The sequence below is a fragment of the Lentimicrobium sp. L6 genome (genome assembly GCF_013166655.1).
GTDB lineage: Bacteria > Bacteroidota > Bacteroidia > Bacteroidales > UBA12170 > UBA12170.
Genome location: NZ_JABKCA010000024.1, coordinates 38,522 through 59,075 on the forward strand (window position 1 = coordinate 38,522; position 20,554 = coordinate 59,075).

The following is a 20,554-nucleotide window of genomic DNA, read 5'->3' on the forward strand; positions in this document are numbered from 1 at the left end:
TTTATGGATTATAATTTTACTTTACTTGGCATATTAAAAGCAACATCCTCTGTCAAAGTAATCTGATGTTCAAAATCTTTAATTCTAATGATAAAATCTCCTTTTTCGCAGACCAGCTGATTATTATAATTATGGAATGCCAAATCTTCAGCATTGATAGTGAAGTTCACATTCTTAGACTCCCCAGCTTTTAAATTGATTTTCTCAAATCTTCTCAGTCTCTTATTGGCCGGTGAAATTGAAGCTACTATATCAGAAGAGAAAAGCATGACCACTTCTTGTCCAGCTCTATCACCTGTATTAGTCACTTTCACTGAAATCTCCACTTCATTATTAGAGTCAAAAGTACTGGTGTTTACTTTGAAGTCTGAATATTCAAAAGTGGTATAACTTAACCCATGACCAAATTCATATTGAATAGCCACATCAGATTCGTAATCGTAAAGACCTTCCATTTTATCTTGTTTCTCCGCAGGTAAATAATCGTAAGTGATTAATGAATTGGGATACATAGGATAGGTATATGGAAGTTTTCCGCTTGGGTTGGAATCTCCAAAAAGCACATCGGCCAGAGCATCACCTCCATAATTGGCAGGTAAATAGGTATGGATAACCGCATCCATTTCATGCTCAAACTTAGAGATGATTCTTGGTCTACCTTCGTTCAATACAAGAATGATGGGTTTACCTGTTTCTGCCAATGCCAAAGCCAAATCTTTTTGATTGTCAGAAATATATAAATCATGTAAATCTCCAGGTTTCTCGGTATAAGAATTCTCGCCTAAAAACAAGAGTACATAATCAACAGCCTTGGCCGCTTTCACCGCTTTATGAATGTCGATATCTTTTTCCATATAATATTTACCTTCAAAATCATAAGAAACACCTTCCACAAATTTTACATTTCTATGCCCTATTTTATTCTGTACCGCTTCGAGAAATGTATGATAGTCTTCCGCAAATTCTTCTACTTTTTCACCTTGCCAAGAATAGGACCATCCTCCGTTTATCGTTCTCATACTATTAGAATTAGGCCCAGCCACCAATACTTTCACATCTTTCTTCAACGGAAGGATATCTTCATCATTTTTCAACAAAGTGATTGATTCTGTAGAAGCTTGATATGCCAATCTTTTGAAATACATACCACCAAATTCGGTATAGTCTTTCTGATAAGTATTAGGGGTTTCAAATAATCCCAATTCCATTTTTAGCTTTAAGATTCTAGTTACTGCATCATCAATTCTCGACATGGGAACTTCGCCTTCATTAACTAATTCTATTAAATAATCACAGAATTTGAAATTATAAGGAACCATAGACATATCGATTCCTGCATTGATGGCTAATTTCACCCCTTCTTTTTGAGTAGACACAATTTTGTCACGGTCATAGAAGTTTTCAATATCCTTCCAGTCGGTTACGATCATCCCCTCAAAGCCCATTTCTTCTCTAAGTAATCTGGTTAGAATCTCGAAATTGGCATGAACAGGCATTCCATTGATTAATCCAGAGTTGATCATGATGGTTTTAGCACCAGCATCAATTGCTGCTTGAAAAGAAGCGGCATGTATTTCTTTCAACTCTCTAGCTGAAATGCTTAAAGGATTTCTATCTTTACCTGAATTGGAATTATAAGCTAAGAAATGCTTTAAACAAGCAGCCCCATGTTTTGTATCAATATGACTCAAATCATCGCCTTGCAATCCTTCAACAGCTGCTTTACCTAATTCTTGAGCCAAATATATGTCCTCTCCATAAGTTTCCCATATTCTCGCATCACGAGGGTCTCTTCCCATATCCATAACAGGAGAAAAAGTCCAAGGTATATTACAAGCTCTCATTTCATAAGCTGTAAGTTCGTTGAGTTTTTTCACCAGTTTAGGATTAAAACTAGCCCCTTGTCCTATTTGCTGAGGATAAAGAGTAGAACCAGCTGTATATCCTACACCATGAATGGCATCGATGCCAAATAAAATAGGAATTCCAGTTTCCTTAATGGCTTTTATATTGAGTAATTCTACCGTTTTATTCCACCACTCTTTAGTTTGTGCCCTATTGTTTACCGTATTCAAAATAGAACCCAGTTTATAGATTCTAAAAGCTGAGTCTAGAGTTTCAGGGTTTATGGTTAAAGGTAATGGGCGATGATCATTATCTCCACCTTTAAAAAAAACGCCCAAAGTTATTTGCGTCATTTGCCCTACCTTTTCTTCAAGTGTCATCCCAGCCAATATTTCCATCACTTTCGTGTTGGAAACTTGGCTGTTTTCACTTTTCTGCAATTCTTTGCAACCTACGGCCATAGCTATAAGCAGCAACATAAAATAGATTAAATATGATTGGTCCAGTTTCATTTCTTTATCCAGTTTAGTCTAGTGTAATCTTTACATTATAAGTCTTGCTTTCGGTGTCTAATGGAAGAGGTCCCTCCCATACATTACCATCCACAAAACAAGTCATATGATCACCACCATTATTTACAATGTCGATGTGATAAGTATTACCTCTATAAACACGCGTAGCTTTAAACCCCTTTAAATGTGCTGGGATTTTAGGATCAATAACTAATCCCTTATAATCTGGTTTGATTCCCAAAATATGTTGGCTCACGGAGAAAAAGTTCCATGCTGCGGTTCCCGTTAACCAAGAATTTTTGGCTTCCCCTGGTTTGGCGGCATCTTTTCCGGCTATCATTTGAGAATATACATAAGGTTCTGTTTTATGCAACTCGCTAATGTCTTCTAAATAAGCAGGTGCTATTCTGGTATAATAATCAAATGCTTTTTCTTTGTTTCCGAGCATGGCTTCAGAAATAATAATCCAAGGATTATTATGACAGAATATTCCAGCATTTTCCTTATAACCTGGAGGATAAGAGGTGATTTCGCCAAGGTTGAGTTTGTATTTGGTATAAGGAGGATTCAATAAAACAATACCATAAGGTGAAGCCAATCGCTCGGCAACACTATCCATGGCTTTTTGTGCTCTACCGTCTTCATGACCAATTCCTGCCATTACACAGAAGCCTTGAGACTCAATAAATATTTGACCCTCTTCATTTTCTTTAGATCCTACTTTTTCACCATAATAATCGTAGGCTCTCAAGAACCAATCACCATCCCAAGCTGACTCGTCTATCGCATTTTTCATATTAGCGATATGTTTCTTAGCTTGTTCTGCTTCTTCATGCTCTCCTCTGAGTTCACATATTTTGGCAAATTCTTCTCCGTAAATCACAAACATACCAGCGATCATCACTGATTCTGCTACTTTTCCTTTTTGGTTTTGGGTGGTTTGGAATGATTCTCCAGGTTTGTCGGAGAAACAATTCAAATTGAGGCAGTCGTTCCAATCAGCTCTACCTATCAAAGGTAAGTGATGAGGTCCTAAATTATTTACTACATGATAAAATGATCGCTTGATATGCTCAAACATGGGGAACTCTTCTCCATCATTATTAAATGGAGCCTTATAATCCAATAATGACCAATCACCAGTTTCTTTAATATAAGAAGAAACAGAGAAAATAAGCCATAGTGGATCATCGTTAAAGTTACCACCTACTTCGTGATTTCCTTTTTTAGTGAGAGGTTGATATTGATGATAAGCACTACCATCCTCCAATTGTGTGCTGGCCAAATCGATAATTCTTTGACGAGCCAGTTCAGGTACCAAATGTACCATTCCTATAATATCTTGATTAGAATCGCGGAATCCCATACCACGACCAATTCCCGATTCGAAGAAGGAAGCAGAACGAGAAAAGAAATAGGTCACCATATTTTGATATTGGTTCCAAATATTCACCATTCTGTCTAATTTCTCATCCTCACTCTTAATAGTAAGTTTACTGAGTAGCTTATTCCAATATGCTTTTAATTTGGCTATAGAAGCATCTACTTGTTCGCTGGTTTGGAATTGAGACAACATAGACTCGGCATTGGTTTTATTAATGACATTAGGAGCAATGAATTTCTCTTCCTCTTTATTTTCAGCATATCCCAAAACAAACACCAAGTCTTTTTCTTCGCCTGGAGCTAATTCCACCTCTAAATAATGAGAAGCAATAGGAGACCAACCATGAGCATGGGTGTTTCCACTTGTTCCCTCAGTGACCATTTCTGGAGTATCGAATCCATTATAAGCTCCCAAGAAAGATTCTCTATCGGTATCAAAACCTTTAATCTCTTGATTTACGGAGTAGAAAGCAAAATGATTTCTTCTTTCACGATACTCGGTTTTGTGGAAGATGGTAGAATTTTCAATTTCCACTTCACCGGTATTGAAATTACGTTGAAAGTTGGTCATATCATCTAAAGCATCCCATAAAGCCCACTCCACAAAAGAATGTAATTTGATGGATTTTTTCTCAGAACTCTTGTTTTTCAGTTTTACCCTTTGAACTTCTCCATTAAAATCTAGAGGAACAAAGTAAAGTACTTCTGCTTCTAGACCATTCAATTCTCCTTTTATGGTGGAATAACCCAAACCATGACGACATTCGTATTTGTCAAGTGGAGTTTTGACAGGTTTCCATCCTGGCGACCAAATCTTCCCTCCATCATTTATATAAAAATACTTTCCTCCGTCATCTGTAGGTACATTATTGTATCTGTACCTGGTGATTCTTCTCATTTTAGCATCTTTATAGAAGCTATATCCACCCGCTGTATTCGACATCAAACTAAAAAAGCTCGATGTTCCCATATAATTGATCCACGGTTGTGGTGTCTTGGGATTCGTAATCACGTATTCTCTATTATTATCGTCGAAATGTCCGTATTTCATTAGATCTAAAATTTAATTAATTATTTGGGTCATTCAGTCTGCCAAGTTTATTAGTCTTGGGATAAAAAATCACCATCAGCAATAAGTATATGATCCTTATTGACCATATTTAAAAAAGTAAACAATGGAATAAATATAGAAGAGAACAAGTAGAAGGATAGAATTATTCTTTCAATTGCTTTTTTTGTGAATTAGAGAATTTATTCCATAGCAAAATAAGGCGCCATATGGAAAGAAAACAGGCTTTCTATATGTTCCTTAAGCACAAAGGCCTTAGCTATTTTAGGAAAACATCTATTAATACCAATAATAGATGTTACCTCTTATTTAATAAATCACTCATGCGTAAGTCTTTAAATTTCACTTTTAAGAAATTGAAAGCAAATCACCTTTCACTCTCTACTTACACTATTCATTTTCACTCAAATATGTCAGACGGAAAAGTCCAGCTTTTCCTTTTTTGTTCTATCGTAAACATCCTTACTAAAGATAAAAACTTGAGCAGGTTTATGTGCCACACCTTTTTGTTTTTCATCTAAAGGAATAAGGTATTTCATTTGGCTCACTTTCTTTCTAAAGTTACGCCTATCGAATTTTGCTCCAAAAACGCATTCGTAAAGCTTTTGCATTTGCGAAATCGTAAATTTCTCAGGCAATAACTCGAAGCCTATGGGTTCTCTTCTCAGTTTTCTTTGGAGAAACTCTAGGGCTCTTTCTATCATTTCTTGATGATCGAACCCAAGTTCAGGTAAATCATCAACAGGAAACCATTGGGTATTGGCATGTTTTTCGTCGGGTTTCACATCAAAGCAATCCACCAAAGAATAATAACCCACCGACACCACATGATCCGAAATCATAGGATATTTTAATTTGGTCCACATTTGGTCTTTCTCAGAACTCATTCGGCTCAATCCACCAAAAGTATAAAACTGTTCAAGAAATATATTATCCAAACCTGTTTTATCCTTTAGAACTCTAGATGCTGCTGTATCAATGGCCTCACCCTCCAAAACATGGTGTCCTTGTACGGTATAATCTATGAAAATGATATCCTTAGTAATGGGATCCAACAATTCACGTTTAGTGAGCATCACGTTTAACCTTTCATGGTCAAATCCGAAAACAACACAATCCACAGATAAGTTTGGAATATAAGATTTCATAGTTTTATAAAGTGTATTTGTTACACACTGCAAATATATGGATTAATATTTAAAATAATCAACACCTATGTATAATTTCTATAATATACCTCAATAGACAGTAATGATAGTCAATGCCTTATGATTTTGTTATTTAGAATGAATATAAATTAATGCTGGGCTGTTAATTTTAGTTAATTAAATCAAAAAAAAATATAGTTTTGTAAGTGTATTTAATACACATACTAATGTGTCTTGAATATCAATAAAATAAACATAACAATATATATAAGGAGTATATTTTACATTATTATTTAGAATTCGAATAGTCAGTTTTGTTAGACAATTAATCAAATGCAATCATTATAAAAATAAATGTTAATCGTATGAAATCAGATGTTTACAATTTTTTAGGATTGAACACCTTCGCAAAAAGAGCAATGCTTTTGTTAGGAATGCTATTACTTAGTGTTTCTTTTACATTAACTGCTCAGAACGTGTACAATTATAATGGTATGGTTCAAGATGAAAATGGAGAACCATTGCCCGGCGTCAATGTGATAGAAAAAGGTACCTCAAATGGTACTATTTCCGATATTGACGGAACCTTCAATATGCAATCTACTCAAGAAACCGTTACTGTTTCTTTTTCTATGATTGGATATATTACACTTGATCAATCATTAATTGCTGGTCAAAAGGCAGTAGTAGTGATGAAAGAAAATGTAGAAACACTTGGGGAGGTGTTAGTAGTAGGTTATGGTACACAGAAAAAAGCAAATATTACTGGTGCTGTAGCTAAAATCGATGGTAAAACATTACAAGAAATACCAACAACAACTGTTGCAGGTGGTTTACAAGGCCGTTTAGCTGGTGTTGCTGTTTCTCCTTCTTCTGGTTCTCCAGGAGCAGGTCAGAAAGTGGTTATTCGTGGTGTTGCTACAAATGGTGATGCTCAACCTATTTATGTGGTTGATGGTATGGTTTCTGGAAACATTGATAATCTAGAACCAAACGATATCGAAAACATTACTGTATTAAAAGATGCTGCTTCCGCTGCTATTTATGGTGCCAACGCTGCCAATGGTGTGGTTTTAGTAACTACTAAAAAAGGTGAAAAAGGTGCTGGAAGAGTTTCTTATAGTATGCAAGTAGGATCTCAAAGTGTAGGTGATTATACTAAACCTATGGATGCACAAAGCTATGCAACATGGTTAGATGAAGCCAATGGTACTGAAGTAAGAAGTACTGGTTATAACACAAATTGGATGGATGAGACCTTACAAACTGCAATGATGCAAAAGCATCACTTGTCTTTTTCTGGAGGTTCTGATAAAGGAAATTATTATTCTTCAATTTCTTATTTAAACCAAGATGGTGTTGTTGGTGGTGACAATGCAAACTTTGAACGTTTGAATGCTCGCGTAAACATCAATCAACAAATTAAAAAATGGATGAAAGTTGGTGTTTCTGCTAACTATACTCGTTTTAAAAGAACTTCAGTTTCTGAAGATGATGAATTTGGTGGTGTTGTGGCAAGTGCTTTATCTTTTGACCCAACTACTCCTGTTATTTATGAAAACGCAATTGGTGATAACCTAACTGCAGCATACTTAAATGATATTTATATGCCAGCTGTTAATGGTGGTCTTGCTGTAACTAATGATGATGGAAAATATTATGGTGTATCTGAAATAGTAGCTGGTGAAATCGTAAATCCATTGGCTCAAATTCAAAGTACAAAAGGATATACTAAGCAAGATAAATTGATGGGTAATATGTATATGACCCTAGGTGATGATACTTGGAAAGGTTTCAAATTCACTACACGCGCTAGTATAGATGTGGCTAACGAATTATATAGCTACTGGACTCCAACTTATTGGTATAGTTCAGAGAGAAATAACTCTGGAACAAACTCAAATAAAAACTATAACACTTGGTCTACTTGGATGTGGGAAAACTACATTTCTTATGACAAAACTTTTGCTGAAAAACATAATTTAGCCGCTGTTGTGGGTATGTCATCTCAAGAGTACACTCATATTTGGAATAATAGCACCAGTAGCCCAATGGCTGCAGAAGGTGATGCCTTTAATGAGCATGGTGATGCCCAAAGACCTGGTGATGTTGCTGGTAACAGTCAAGTTGAAAGACAAGTATCATATTTTGCAAGAGTATCTTACGATTATGAAGGTAAGTATTTATTACAAGCTATTTTCCGTCAAGATGGTACTTCAATGTTACACCCAGATCAAAAATGGGGTTCTTATCCTTCAGTATCGGCAGGTTGGATTGCTTCAAATGAAGATTTCTGGAATGTAAGCTTTATAGATTTCTTTAAAGTTAGAGCTAGTTGGGGTAGAAACGGTATGCTAAATGAATTAAGACCAGACCAATATCGCTCATTAATTACTTTTAGTGGATTACAGTATCCTGATGCAACAGGTGGTTGGTATGCAGGTGCAGAACCTGAATTATTAGCAAACCCAGAATTAACTTGGGCTTCTTCTGAGCAGTTAGATATCGGATTCGATATGTATATGTTAGGTGATAAATTAACTATTGGATTTGATTATTTCAACAAGAAGACAAAAGATCTTTTAACCATTGGTTCTCCTCCATTGTCTGTTGGTAATACACCTTCAACAGTAAATGCTGGTGATGTAACTAATAAAGGTGTTGAAATTGAGTTGGGCTATAGAAACTATGATAATGAGTTCAAATATGGTATTAGCGCCAATATGACTTTCATGAAAAATGAAGTGACCTATTTGAATCCATTACTTGATAGACTTGATGGTACTGGTTTAGGAACTGGTTGGACTGCAACTGCTTTTGAATTAGGTCAGCCTGTATGGTTCTTCCGTGGCTACGAAACCAATGGAATCTTCCAAAATCAAGCACAAGTTGATGCTTATAAAGAAGCCAACGGTGGTTTAGCTGGTTATGATCCTGTTCCTGGAGACCCAATCGTTGTAAATGTAAATGGTGATAATTTAATTAATGAAGAAGATCAAACTAATATCGGTAACCCTCATCCAACATTTACTTGGGGTGCTAGTATCGATTTAGCTTATAAAGGATTCGATTTCAGAACTATTTTACAAGGTGTTCACGGACATGATGTATTATTAGGATGGAACCGTTACGATAGAACTACTTATAATAAGCCTCAATTCTTCTTTGATGACAGATGGACTGGTGAAGGTTCAACAAACGAATTCCCAAGAGCAGAACAAACTAGTTCTTATGTTTATAATAGTGACTTAATGGTTTTCAAAGGTTCTTATGTAAGAATTCGCCAAATCCAATTAGGATATACTGTTCCTAGAAGCTTTATGAAAGATAAAGTTCAGAACTTAAGATTATATGTTTCTTTAGATGATTATTTCACTTTCAGCAACTATCCAGGTATGGACCCAGCTGCAGGTACAAGTAGAAATGATGCACAAGGTATCGACCGTGGATATTATCCAACACCACGAAAAATTTACTTTGGTTTATCATTCTCTTTCTAGGGTGAATTGATTTAAAGAAATAATTAATGTTTAAATTAAAAAGATATAGAAAATGAAAATTCAATATAAAATATTTGTAGTCTTTGCTTTGATGCTGTCTTTCACAGCTTGTAAAAAAGACTTTTTAGAAGTGGACCCAATTGGAAAATTGGCTGTTCAAGATTTTTATCAAACTGATGAAGATGCCACAAGAGCTATCATGGCTAGCTATGATATCCTGCAATGGATGAACGCTCGTGACTGGAATAGTGCTTATTTGGTGAAAACTTTCCCATCAGATGAATCTAATGTAGCTGGTGGTGGGGATGGTGACCAACCTCCATATCAAGAATTAGGAGTTTATAGTTATGGTGCCTCAAATCCTACTATTACAGCAGTTTGGGAATCAAATTATTTCGGAATTTACCGTGCCAATATGGTGATTAATAATGTTCCTGGAACTACACCATTGCAACAACAGATTATTGGAGAAGCTCAATTCTTACGTGCTTATTATTATTTCGAAATTGCTGCAATGTTTGGAAATGGACCACTTATTCTTACTGAATTAGCTCCTTCTGAATATTCTCAGCCTTTCGTTGATGCTACTGTTCTTTATGACCAAGCTATTGCTGATTTAGAAGCTGCTATAGATGTACTTCCTAAGAAAAGTGAATACGATCCTCGCGATGTATTTAGAGCTGCCAAAGGTACTGCTCAAGCTTTATTAGGTAAAGTAAACTTGTATGCTGAAAATTGGGCTGATGCTGCTACTGCTTTTGAAGCTGTAATTACAAGTAACGAATATGAATTACAAGGTGACTATTCAACATTATTCTTACAAGAATCTGAATTTGGTGTTGAATCTTTATTAGAAGCTTCTTGGGTAACTACAATGGGCTATGACTGGGGAACATTCCAGTGGGGCGGAAATAGAGCTATGGAAAATAACATTACATGGCAGTTAACTGGTCCTAGAGGTGATTTCTTTAATGCTGGTGAAACAGGCTTGATAGGAGGATGGGGATTCAACCTTCCAAAACAAGGATTATATGATGCTTTTGCTTCTGAAGGAGACGAAATAAGAAAAGCTGCAACTATTCTTTCATTAGAAGACTTAAGAGCTTTAGGCGGTAATTGGACTGACGAAAGTGCTTGGGGTTGGGACAACTGTATTAGAGTTAAATATTCTACTCGTATGGACGAAACAAATGGTGACGGTGGTGCTGTTCCTGAATTAAACTATGGAACAAACTTACGTCTTATTCGTTATGCTGATGTATTATTAATGGCTGCTGAAGCACACCATAAAAATGGTAACGATGGACAAGCTGGCACATACTTAAACATGGTAAGAACTAGAGCTGGTTTAGATGGATATACTGGAAATATTATGGACGCCATTAAGAAAGAACGTCAAATGGAATTGGCATTTGAAGCTGTTCGTTTCTTAGACTTGGTACGTTGGGGTGATGCTGCTACAGTATTAGGACCTCTAGGTTTCCAAGCTGGCAAACATAATTTATACCCTATTCCTTCGGCTGAAATGCGTAACAATACAAATGCAGTTCAAAATGCTGGATATTAAGAAATAACTTGAGTTTTAGTTATATAATTGATGATTTGTAACATTTGGACGGGGTTCTGATTTAGCCCCGTCTTTTTTTTGTGTGTTTTTATAAGCCTTGCTAAGTTTTTAGTGAGGCTTTTTTTGATAATGCTATTGACATGAGATTTATTCTTTATTGGAAATCAGGATCCCTTGTCTGCTCTTTTGCCACTCTTCTAAACTTAAATTAAACCCAATATAAATTAGCAATTACATAAAATCTACACCAAATAATTCCGAGATTTGCCTCCTCATAATTAGTGTATCTATAGTGTTTTTCAATTAAAGAGAAAGAAGAATGAGTGTAGTGGAAAGAGAAAATATTATAGATCGTTCTAGACATAGAAGTGAAGAAATTGGGCTAAAAAAAGATTTTCAAACCGCTTGTATTAAGCTTCAAAGCCATAATAAAGAGGCCTTACTCGATAAAAACAAAGCCTTATTGGCCATAGCCCAACCTTTTATTGAAGGACTTAAGGATATTCTTCTTGAATCAAGATTCATTCTTATTCTTTCTGATGTCAATGGCAGCGTTTTGGACATCAAAGGCGCAGAGAAGACGATAGAAAAAGCCAAACAATCCAATATCATTATTGGAGCCTCCATGGAAGAAAAGAATATTGGCACCAATGCCATTGGAACAGCTATTTTCGAGGATCGTCCCATTCAGGTTACTGCCCAGCAACATTACTCAGAGGCTTTTCACAATTGGACCTGTTCTGCAGCTCCTATTCACAATGCCAGCGGAAAAGTAATAGGTGCATTAAATCTCACTGGCGATCACAAGCAAGAACATGAACATACCTTGGGTTTAGTAATTTCAGCTGCCAAGGCCATCGAGAATAAGATTGCCAGTGAGGAGATTCAAAAGAACTTGTTCCATGCACAGAATTATGCTTTTGCCATGATGAATCAGCTCTCTTTTGGGGTTTTCGCTCTAAACCTCCACGACCAAATAGTTTGGGCTAATGATACTGGTTGCCGAGCCATCAATACGAGAAGAAGTATTCTGGTGGATTCTCCCATCGGAGACATCCTCAAATCTTGGCCAAAGATTAAACGAATCATTCTTTCTAATCTGGGTTTCCTCGATGAGGAACATAGCTTTAATATCCCTAATTTAAAAGATCATTTCCTATTCAATGCCTATCTCATTCGTACAGATGGAAACGAAATCATAGGATACCTAATCACCTTCAGACCTTTTAAAAGATTAATGAGTTTGGTGAATAAATATGCCGGAACCATCACCTCTTATAAATTTGAAGACATCAGCAGTTCTAGTCCATTAATGATGGATGTAATTGACTATGCCAAAAAAGTAGCTCATAGCCCAACCTCAGTTTTGATTAGTGGAGAGAGTGGAACGGGTAAAGAAGTGTTTGCACAAGCCATACATAATGCCAGCGACAGAAAAAATCAAGCCTTTATTGCCATCAACTGTGGTGCTATTTCTGCCTCCTTGATTGAAAGTGAATTGTTTGGTTATGAAAATGGCGCATTTACAGGAGCGCTAAAAGGAGGAAGGCCAGGTAAATTTGAATTAGCCAATGGAGGAACTTTATTTTTAGATGAAATAGGAGAAATGCCTCCCGATATGCAAGTGAAGCTTTTGAGAGCTATACAAGAAGGACAGATTACGCGTTTGGGAGGCGATAAAATCATCCCTGTGGATGTCAGGATTATTGCCGCCACTAATAAGAATTTAGAGGAGGAGGTTAAGAATAATAAATTCCGCCTCGATTTATATTATCGTATCAATGTGATCAGTATAGAAATTCCTCCTTTGAGAAACAGGCGTGAGGACATTCCCAACCTTGCCATGCATTTTCTTCAAAATAAAGCCATTAAACTCAACAAACCCATGATGCGTTTGAGCAATACCTTGCTGAAACAAATCAGTAGTTATTCATGGCCAGGGAATGTAAGAGAATTGGAGAATTATATTGAGAAAGTCACTATTTTAAGTAGCCCAATCAGCATACAACAACATCAATTTACAAAAGAAGAAAGTCGAGTGCTTATTGAGCCGAAAGAGGAACTCGAGTTTTCACCATCCTCTCTTAAAGATATGGAGAAGCAAGCCATTCTAAAAACCATAGCCTTTCACCATTCCAATATGACTCAGGTGGCCAAATCACTTGGCATTAGTCGAAATGCCCTTTATCAGAAGATGAAACGTTATGATATTTCTTTGAAAGCATAAATCACTTTTTAAGGCTTTTGCTTATCTCAGTTTTCAAAGCAGGAAGAACCTCCTCAGCAAACCAAGGATTTTTAGCTTGCCAAAGATTATTTCTTGGTGATGGATGAGGGAGGACAAAATACTTTGGTAAGTATTCTTCAAAATGCATGACTGTTTCAGTTAGATTTCTTTTGGCTAAGCCCTTTAGGTAATAATCTTGCGCATATTTCCCTATTAGAATAACTAATTTTACTTCAGTTAAATGGCTCAATAAATCTTCATGCCATAAGGGAGCACATTCTTTTCGTGGAGGAATATCTCCTGACTTTCCTCTTCCAGGATAACAAAAGCCCATAGGAATTAATGCTATTTTCTCCTCATCATAAAAGATATGGTCTTCTATTCCCAACCAATTTCGAAGGTTCTTTCCACTTTTATCGTCCCATGGAATTCCAGTATTATGAACCGCTATGCCTGGTGCCTGACCAATAATGATGACTTTACTTTTGGGATGTGCCGTAATAATAGGACGTGGCCCTAATGGCAAATTCGACTTGCATACTTTACATTCTGAAATTTTTCTTTTTAGTTCTTCCATGCTATTATTAAGCGTTTCTCAAATCTAAATATAATTATAGAGGAGACACATCTTCAATTATCCACCTAACAAATCAGTTAAGAGCTTTTTATAAACATCCACTGGTTGTGCCCCAGTAATACCAGTGGTTCTATTGAAAACCATGGTGGGTACTGCTGTTACTCCCCGTTTCTGCCAATAGGCTTCTTTAGCTATAATTTGTTCACGAGCTTTTGTATCCTTTAATCTTTCTAGTCCTTCCTCTGCATTTAATCCCACAGCTTTTAATTCTTGAGCCAGAACCTTGGGATCTGAAATATCTTTATGTTCACCAAAATGAGCAGAAATCAAACGAAGGTTTAATTCTGTTTGCTTTCCATTTTCTAAAGCATAATCAATTAAAATATGAGCATCTCTGGTATTGGGCATTCTCATGCCATCAAAAAAATCGAATCTAAAATCCAAGTCGGCAGCATATTGAGTGAGCTGTGCTCTAGATTGCTTTCCTTGCTCAATGGTAGAACCATATTTCTGACTGATATGCTCTTGTAGTTCTTGTCCTTCAACAGGCATAGTCGGGTTGAGTTCAAAAGCTTGCCACTCTATCTCTACTAGATCTTGTAACCCCATTTCCTCTATTGCTTTCTCTAATCGCTTATAGCCTATCACACACCATGGACAAACCACATCTGAAACGATATCTATTATCATCTTACTTGCCATTTTCATCATTACCCTCCTCCAAATTTATTTAAATACTATTCAACAAAGGAAAGTGATTCTTTTCTGAACTCACTTCCTTAATTCATTAAAGAAATGCTAAAATTATTAATGATATTAAACAGTTAAAAGCTTCCCATCCTGCTTCAATATCTCAGTTAATGGCTCTCCCATATATTTGACATCTATTCCTAATTTCTCTAGAGTGTCGGTCACTCCCATATTATCACAACATGCTCTACACGCACCTATTTGAACCCCTTTTTCCATTATAGTAATAACTTCTTTCTGCAAGTCTTCATTTTCTCCTAAAAGCTTTACAGAAGCTCCCCATACAATGATACTTACTTCATCCCATAATCCCTTTTTTAAAGTATTTACAGCATACATGGAGATCATATGAGTAATAGTGTCTCTGTTATTCGTTGTCCAAAGAATGTTTAATTTATTCATTTCTATTTGTTTTATGTAATGAGGTTTCAACTTATCTGTATGTAAAATGATGAGCATTGAATACAGCAATCACCTTTCTGTCAATAGTATAAGTGCTGATTTATAATGTTCAATTATAAGCTTTTTCATCCAATAAAAAGCAAAGTTAATTCTATTATATGTTGTTCAAGAATATTTAGAATGTTATTTTTATGGTAACAAGAAGCACCAAATAAAACAGATGAACTAGTTTTGTAGAAAACATCCTTTCAAACATTCAATATGATTTAGAAGTACAATAGATCTTGAATAAAGAAATTAGACTGAAAACAAATAATGGCAAAAATAGACACCTCAAATGTTCCCAAAGGAAAGCTCAATAAAAATGGCTTTGCCAGTGCAATGCGTCTTTATAAATATATCAAACCCTATAGAGGACAGTACTTTTTAGGTGTTTTCTTTTTATTGGGTTCTAGTTTGGCGAGTTTGGCTTTTCCAAAACTCTTGGGTGATTTGGTGAATTCAGTCGAGAATACTACTTTTGGTTTGAGTTTAAATCAAACTGCTCTATTGATTGCTGGAGTATTAATACTTCAAGCGGTATTTTCCTATTTCAGGATTGTTTTATTTGTGAATGTAACTGAGAAATCTCTTGCTGCTCTGCGTTTGGCTAGCTATAGTCATTTGATCAAACTCCCACTTCAGTTTTTCGAGAAGAGAAGAGTTGGAGAATTAAACAGTAGAATTTCAGCAGATGTAGCTTTGCTTCAGGAGACCATGACCACAACCTTGGCCGAGTTTATCCGACAGATTATCATCATCGTTGGTGGGGTTACATTATTGGGTATCATCTCTATAAAACTTACTGGTTTTATGCTAATCATACTCCCTCCTACTATGATTTTTGCTCGATTTTTTGGTAAGTTTATTCGCAAATTCTCCAAAGACATACAATCGGAGTTGGCTGATTCAAATACCATTATAGAGGAAACTTTACAGGGAATTCAGAGTGTAAAGGCCTTTACCAATGAATATATTGAGATTGCTCGTTATAAGAAAAAGACGAAAGAGATAGCTGACTTGGGTATGACGAGTGGAAGGTATAGAGGAGCATTTTCCTCCTTTATCATACTCGGGCTTTTTGGTGCCATTGCCACTGTGGTATGGCAAGGTTCACGATATTTGCAGGCTGGCGAAATGGCTGCAGGTGATTTATTCTCCTTTGTTATCTACTCTGTGTTTGTGGGTGGTACCATAAGCGGTTTGGCCAATGTTTATACCAATATTCAGAAATTTATTGGTGCCACTGAGGACCTTTTTAAAATCTATGATGAAGAGCCAGAAGAACTTCAAGACCTCAAAGAAATAGATTCAAAGTATAAAATGAATGGGCAAATCAGTCTTAAGAATTTGAACTTTGCCTATCCATCGCGCCCAGACCAAAAAGTGCTTCAAAATATCAATATAAACATCGAAAGTAATAATATGGTAGCTCTTGTGGGTCATAGTGGAGCGGGGAAAAGTACCATGGCTTCTTTATTATTGATGTTGCATCCGCCAGCAAAAAATAGTCTGTTTTTCAATGACATCGATAGTCATGATTTTCCATTATCGGCTTTAAGAAGTCAGATTTCATTGGTACCACAAGACATCTTTCTATTCGGAGGAAGTATTAGTGAAAACATAGCTTATGGAAAGCCCAATGCCAGTGAAAAAGACATTTATGAGGCTGCACAAAAAGCCAATGCTTTGGAGTTTATCGAACGCTTTCCAGAGCAATTTGATACCATCGTTGGAGAACGAGGAACTCAGCTTTCTGGTGGGCAAAGGCAAAGAATAGCCATTGCCAGAGCCATTTTAAAAGACCCTAAGATTTTAATATTAGACGAAGCCACTTCATCATTAGATTCAGTTTCAGAAAAACTAGTTCAAGAAGCCCTTGAGAAATTAATGCAAGGCCGAACCTCCATTATCATTGCCCACCGCTTATCAACCATTAGAAAAGCAGATGAAATTGTGGTAATGGAACAAGGAGAAATAGTGGAGCAAGGCACCCACGAAAATCTAATGAAAGTAAATGATGGCAAGTATAATAAACTGATTCAGTTGCAGTATTCTAGTTAGTGTTCGGTAATAGTTTCATGATGGCAATTTTTTGTATACCACAAACCCTAAAAGGAGCAAAAATCCCTAGGTTGTCATATTGTTTATTGATTTGGACCATTCAAAGAATGGTATTTTAAATAAAATGCAAATCTTGCAAATCAGACTCCCAATTGGGCTGAGGAAAACTGATTTGTAATGTCGAATCAGCTACATAAACAACATAGTATTCCCAAAAATCCTCATCCCAATTATAGCACAAGCATAGGCATCATCCAGAGCTTCGTGGTGTTTTCTCATTTCGTAGCCACAGTGCTTTGATACGGTATGGAGCTGATGGTTTTCAAGTTGAGGAAAGTGTTTTCTAGCCGCTTTTACGGTACAGTAAAAACGGTATTTTGGATAATCCATTTGATATACTTGGAAGACTTTTTTTAGACAACCTTCATCGAATTTACTATTATGTGCCACCAAGGGGAGGTCTTCGATTAAAGGTATTATCTGGTCCCAAACATCGGGGAAAACAGGAGATTGATCGGTGTCGAGTTCTGTGAGCCCGTGAACTTGAGTATTCCAGTAGTCGTAGTAGTTGGGCTCAGGTTGAATAAGACTGTAGAATTTATTGGTGATTTCTCCATCCTTTACAACGACCACTCCAACGGCACAAACACTACTGCCTTTTTTATTGGCAGTTTCAAAATCTATGGCGGCAAAACTAATCATAACCCAAACTGCTTATTTGTTACTCGTTTCACTACCTATTTTCATAATCATGCCCATTTTACTCATCACATGGTCGTATCCTCCAGTAGCATGAGTTATGGTACAATCGCTACAGTCTTTAATACCTTGGGCATATTTAAAATTTCCTCCACATTTATCTTGAAGCATATAAAGCGGACAATAACAGAATAAGCAATTAAACTCCTCCTCTTTTAATCCTTGATGGCAAGGGAAGTATTCGCATTTTTTGTGTTGGGAGAATTTATAGTTTTCTGACATATTTTTATGGTGTTGAAAACAACTGATTTGTAAATATGGCACAAAAGTATGGTTTTCATTTTCAATTATACTGCAGTTTTTCTAAGCATGGTAAATATTTTTTAGTGATAGCGCCTAAATCTTTAAACTTAAGATTCGATTTATGTGATTTACATTATTTAATACATTTTTATTTCCTCATTCGATTCCAATATTTTCAATTCAAAAACACGAAAAAAAAGCTGAAAGCCTATTATTGAACGGATACCATTTTATAATACTAAAAAAAAGCTTTTTCAACAGCATTTGATATTAATAATTATTAAATCCATTTCTTCAAAACATTTCTCAAGGCTAACTTTAACTCCTATTTTAGGATAGATATACTCTAATAAAATAATAATAATTTTTAAATGTTTGAAACTATGAAAAAAAAATTACTGTTTAGTTTAGCTTTAAGCCTTTCATTTGCTGCTATGGCCGATTGAAAAAAGGGTGATAGACCCAAAGACGAAATAGATCCCCGAAGTAAAAACGATTTACAGATGACTCCAGTACAAGTAAACCCTAGTATTACAGCTAATTATGATTTCAAAGGTGTACAAGCTGTTGAGCGAGTATATATAGGAAATTCTGCAAATATTTGGTCGGTTCTACTTGAAGAGCAAAGATATCTAGATTATAATACAGAAATAGGTACCTATGCCTTTACCTTTAGAACAGATCCAGCAACTTATCCTGAAGCTCTAAATAGTGGTAACATTATTACTGCTACTTCTACAGATGGTGCTAATACGTGGGATAATACATGGATGATGCAAACAGAATATGCTTGTAGATATCCCTCAGGTGTTATTTATAATCCAGAAGGAAATACAGATCCTGATGAGGCGTATATTGTTTCATGTGGTCCTAATAGCAATGATGGTTGGCATGAAAATTTCCGTGCTACTTCAAAGGTAAATGGAGATGATTTAGTTCAAGAAGTTATTCCCGCAGACCCGAATTGGTCTGGTAGTCAGATGCTTCGTAATGGTTTGCAAGTATGTTCCGATGGAATGGCTCACGTAATAGAGAGAAGATATCAAGTGGAGGATGGTTATTCAACTGAATTTAACATTGGTGGTTGGTATGCTGATTTTAATGGCTCTAGTTTTGATTGGTACTATGTTGAAATTCCTGTAGATTTAGCTATGAGAATTGGTGGATCTAACCCAGGAACTACAAAGAATAAGTGGACATTTGGTAATGCTTGGTCAAATAATGGTTCTGTGGGTTATACATGGATGATTGGTGTTGATGCAAATTTAGATGACGAAGGAGGATACTCTCCTATTGTGTTTAAGACAGAAAATCAAGGTCAAGATTGGGAACAAATAGAAATTGACTTAGCCGATAACGAAGTAATGAGTGAATATCTTTGGGCTACTGGTGGTTTTGAAGGACCTATGTGGCCTAATGTTAGCGAACTTGATGGGGTTGCTGATAATGAAGGTAAGTTACAGTTATTCGTAAAAGCTACTGGTACTTTCTCTTCACATACCGATTCTGTGGGGTGGACTTATAGCAATAACCTAGATTATATTTTTAACTTAGACATTAATATGAATGGTGTTCAGAATGTATATTTTGTAGATTCACTTCTTGCTGAAGATTTAGGTGATGAATCTACTTATGGTTTTGGTACAGAATCATGGGGCTCTAGACTTCGTGCAACAAGAACTGAAGATGGTACAGCCGTATTTGCTGTTTGGTGTGATACTGAAAACCCAGAAGATTTCGAAGGTGGAAATGGGGCTCCTAATATTAAAGCTGGTGGTAGGTTTGTTAATGGTGGCGATTTCACAGACTTTCCGGTAACTAATTTCACATCCGATGATTTATATGCTGGATTTTACTTTTATCATAATGTTGGGCAAATTAGTATAATAGAAGATAATTTTGTTCATATTCCTGTTGTTACCTCTGTAACTTCTGCTGAATTTAATGCAGGTAATGAATCTGATCCCGTTACTCATAGCTATGTAAAGGGAGTGAAATTTCCTTGGACTGTTGGTTTAAATAAATTAGAAGCTGTTTCTAATATTGCAGTTAGTCAAAATAGCCCAAATCCATTTACTGATGCAACAACTATTGAATTAACAAGTGCTGTTTCTGCTCCTGTTCTCATTGAAGTGAGTAACTTAATGGGACAAACTGTTTATACCTTGAATCCTAGAATTATCAATAATACAATGAAAATAGAATTACCTGCAAGAGACCTACAGTCAGGTGTTTATTTCTATACAGTGACCATTGGCAACGAAAGTGTTTCTAAGAAAATGATTGTGGAATAGTCAATTCATATTTTTAATGATTTTTAGCACTAGTGTCCAGTAAAAGTCAGCTTTAGGATCTTGAAAACCTTGTAAATACTATATCTAAGGTAAGAATATAGACGGTGACGATTTGAATCAACTATGTTTGTGATTATAAATTATTCATTATGAACACAGGCAAGTATGTTTTCGC

The 20,554-nt window shown here is 35.9% G+C and carries 13 protein-coding genes; 5 read left to right on the forward strand and 8 right to left on the reverse strand.

Going from position 1 to position 20,554, the window contains the following annotated elements:
- Nucleotides 1-8: 8 nt before the first annotated feature.
- The 3 genes from HNS38_RS07975 to HNS38_RS07985 all read right to left on the reverse strand — a co-directional run bounded on the left by HNS38_RS07975 (nucleotide 9) and on the right by HNS38_RS07985 (nucleotide 5,957).
- Nucleotides 9-2,357 carry a glycoside hydrolase family 3 N-terminal domain-containing protein gene (locus HNS38_RS07975; RefSeq protein WP_172283119.1) on the reverse strand — a complete coding sequence of 783 codons (2,349 nt, stop codon included), beginning with the start codon at nucleotides 2,355-2,357 and terminating at the stop codon, nucleotides 9-11.
- Nucleotides 2,358-2,370: 13 nt separating this feature from the next.
- On the reverse strand, nucleotides 2,371-4,791 hold the full coding sequence (locus HNS38_RS07980) for a GH36-type glycosyl hydrolase domain-containing protein (RefSeq protein ID WP_172283117.1): 2,421 nt from the start codon (nucleotides 4,789-4,791) through the stop codon (nucleotides 2,371-2,373).
- Between the two features lie 431 nt (nucleotides 4,792-5,222).
- Nucleotides 5,223-5,957 carry an NUDIX domain-containing protein gene (locus HNS38_RS07985; RefSeq protein WP_172283115.1) on the reverse strand — a complete coding sequence of 245 codons (735 nt, stop codon included), beginning with the start codon at nucleotides 5,955-5,957 and terminating at the stop codon, nucleotides 5,223-5,225.
- A 365-nt stretch (nucleotides 5,958-6,322) separates the two neighbouring features.
- On the opposite strand from HNS38_RS07985, the gene HNS38_RS07990 reads away from it, so the two are divergent.
- The 3 genes from HNS38_RS07990 to HNS38_RS08000 all read left to right on the forward strand — a co-directional run bounded on the left by HNS38_RS07990 (nucleotide 6,323) and on the right by HNS38_RS08000 (nucleotide 13,251).
- A complete protein-coding gene (locus tag HNS38_RS07990; RefSeq protein WP_172283113.1) occupies nucleotides 6,323-9,457 on the forward strand; it encodes a TonB-dependent receptor in 3,135 nt (1,044 codons plus the stop codon).
- 52 nt (nucleotides 9,458-9,509) lie between these two features.
- Nucleotides 9,510-11,024, forward strand: a complete 1,515-nt coding sequence (locus HNS38_RS07995; RefSeq protein ID WP_172346255.1) for a RagB/SusD family nutrient uptake outer membrane protein — start codon at nucleotides 9,510-9,512, stop codon at nucleotides 11,022-11,024.
- 319 nt (nucleotides 11,025-11,343) lie between these two features.
- The gene (locus HNS38_RS08000) at nucleotides 11,344-13,251 is read left to right on the forward strand and encodes a sigma-54-dependent Fis family transcriptional regulator (RefSeq protein WP_172346256.1); all 1,908 of its coding nucleotides are present in this window, start codon (nucleotides 11,344-11,346) and stop codon (nucleotides 13,249-13,251) included.
- A gap of 1 nt (nucleotide 13,252) precedes the next feature.
- On the opposite strand, the gene HNS38_RS08005 is transcribed toward HNS38_RS08000, so the two are convergent.
- From HNS38_RS08005 to HNS38_RS08015, 3 genes are all read right to left on the reverse strand, one after another.
- A complete protein-coding gene (locus HNS38_RS08005) occupies nucleotides 13,253-13,828 on the reverse strand; it encodes a uracil-DNA glycosylase family protein (protein WP_172283092.1) in 576 nt (191 codons plus the stop codon).
- A gap of 57 nt (nucleotides 13,829-13,885) precedes the next feature.
- The gene (locus tag HNS38_RS08010; RefSeq protein WP_216663664.1) at nucleotides 13,886-14,518 is read right to left on the reverse strand and encodes a DsbA family oxidoreductase; all 633 of its coding nucleotides are present in this window, start codon (nucleotides 14,516-14,518) and stop codon (nucleotides 13,886-13,888) included.
- A gap of 126 nt (nucleotides 14,519-14,644) precedes the next feature.
- Nucleotides 14,645-14,980 carry a DsrE family protein gene (locus HNS38_RS08015; RefSeq protein ID WP_172283090.1) on the reverse strand — a complete coding sequence of 112 codons (336 nt, stop codon included), beginning with the start codon at nucleotides 14,978-14,980 and terminating at the stop codon, nucleotides 14,645-14,647.
- Nucleotides 14,981-15,295: 315 nt separating this feature from the next.
- Here HNS38_RS08015 and HNS38_RS08020 point away from each other — a divergent pair, with 315 nt between their 5' ends.
- Nucleotides 15,296-17,083, forward strand: coding sequence for an ABC transporter ATP-binding protein (locus HNS38_RS08020; protein ID WP_172346257.1), 1,788 nt, complete (start codon nucleotides 15,296-15,298; stop codon nucleotides 17,081-17,083).
- Nucleotides 17,084-17,272: 189 nt separating this feature from the next.
- Here the strand turns inward: HNS38_RS08020 and HNS38_RS08025 are convergent, their stop codons facing one another.
- On the reverse strand, nucleotides 17,273-17,785 hold the full coding sequence (locus HNS38_RS08025) for a 3'-5' exonuclease (protein ID WP_172283088.1): 513 nt from the start codon (nucleotides 17,783-17,785) through the stop codon (nucleotides 17,273-17,275).
- A gap of 12 nt (nucleotides 17,786-17,797) precedes the next feature.
- Nucleotides 17,798-18,064: a cysteine-rich small domain-containing protein gene (locus HNS38_RS08030; protein WP_172283087.1), complete on the reverse strand. Its 267-nt coding sequence runs from the start codon at nucleotides 18,062-18,064 to the stop codon at nucleotides 17,798-17,800.
- 524 nt (nucleotides 18,065-18,588) lie between these two features.
- Between HNS38_RS08030 and HNS38_RS08035 the strand changes: the two genes are divergently transcribed.
- Nucleotides 18,589-20,379 (forward strand): T9SS type A sorting domain-containing protein, encoded by a 1,791-nt coding sequence (locus tag HNS38_RS08035; RefSeq protein ID WP_172346258.1) that lies wholly within the window; start codon nucleotides 18,589-18,591, stop codon nucleotides 20,377-20,379.
- Nucleotides 20,380-20,554: the final 175 nt, after the last annotated feature.

What these genes read in the sequence shown, in the direction of transcription:
- HNS38_RS07995 (WP_172346255.1), top strand. Translation starts at nt 9,510, where the DNA reads ATGAAAATTCAATATAAAATATTTGTAGTCTTTGCTTTGATGCTGTCT.
- HNS38_RS08030 (WP_172283087.1), bottom strand. Translation starts at nt 18,064, where the DNA reads ATGTCAGAAAACTATAAATTCTCCCAACACAAAAAATGCGAATACTTC.
- HNS38_RS08010 (WP_216663664.1), bottom strand. Translation starts at nt 14,518, where the DNA reads ATGATAATAGATATCGTTTCAGATGTGGTTTGTCCATGGTGTGTGATA.
- HNS38_RS08025 (WP_172283088.1), bottom strand. Translation starts at nt 17,785, where the DNA reads ATGATTAGTTTTGCCGCCATAGATTTTGAAACTGCCAATAAAAAAGGC.
- HNS38_RS07975 (WP_172283119.1), bottom strand. Translation starts at nt 2,357, where the DNA reads ATGAAACTGGACCAATCATATTTAATCTATTTTATGTTGCTGCTTATA.
- HNS38_RS07985 (WP_172283115.1), bottom strand. Translation starts at nt 5,957, where the DNA reads ATGAAATCTTATATTCCAAACTTATCTGTGGATTGTGTTGTTTTCGGA.
- HNS38_RS08020 (WP_172346257.1), top strand. Translation starts at nt 15,296, where the DNA reads ATGGCAAAAATAGACACCTCAAATGTTCCCAAAGGAAAGCTCAATAAA.
- HNS38_RS08035 (WP_172346258.1), top strand. Translation starts at nt 18,589, where the DNA reads ATGACTCCAGTACAAGTAAACCCTAGTATTACAGCTAATTATGATTTC.
- HNS38_RS07980 (WP_172283117.1), bottom strand. Translation starts at nt 4,791, where the DNA reads ATGAAATACGGACATTTCGACGATAATAATAGAGAATACGTGATTACG.
- HNS38_RS08015 (WP_172283090.1), bottom strand. Translation starts at nt 14,980, where the DNA reads ATGAATAAATTAAACATTCTTTGGACAACGAATAACAGAGACACTATT.
- HNS38_RS08005 (WP_172283092.1), bottom strand. Translation starts at nt 13,828, where the DNA reads ATGGAAGAACTAAAAAGAAAAATTTCAGAATGTAAAGTATGCAAGTCG.
- HNS38_RS08000 (WP_172346256.1), top strand. Translation starts at nt 11,344, where the DNA reads ATGAGTGTAGTGGAAAGAGAAAATATTATAGATCGTTCTAGACATAGA.
- HNS38_RS07990 (WP_172283113.1), top strand. Translation starts at nt 6,323, where the DNA reads ATGAAATCAGATGTTTACAATTTTTTAGGATTGAACACCTTCGCAAAA.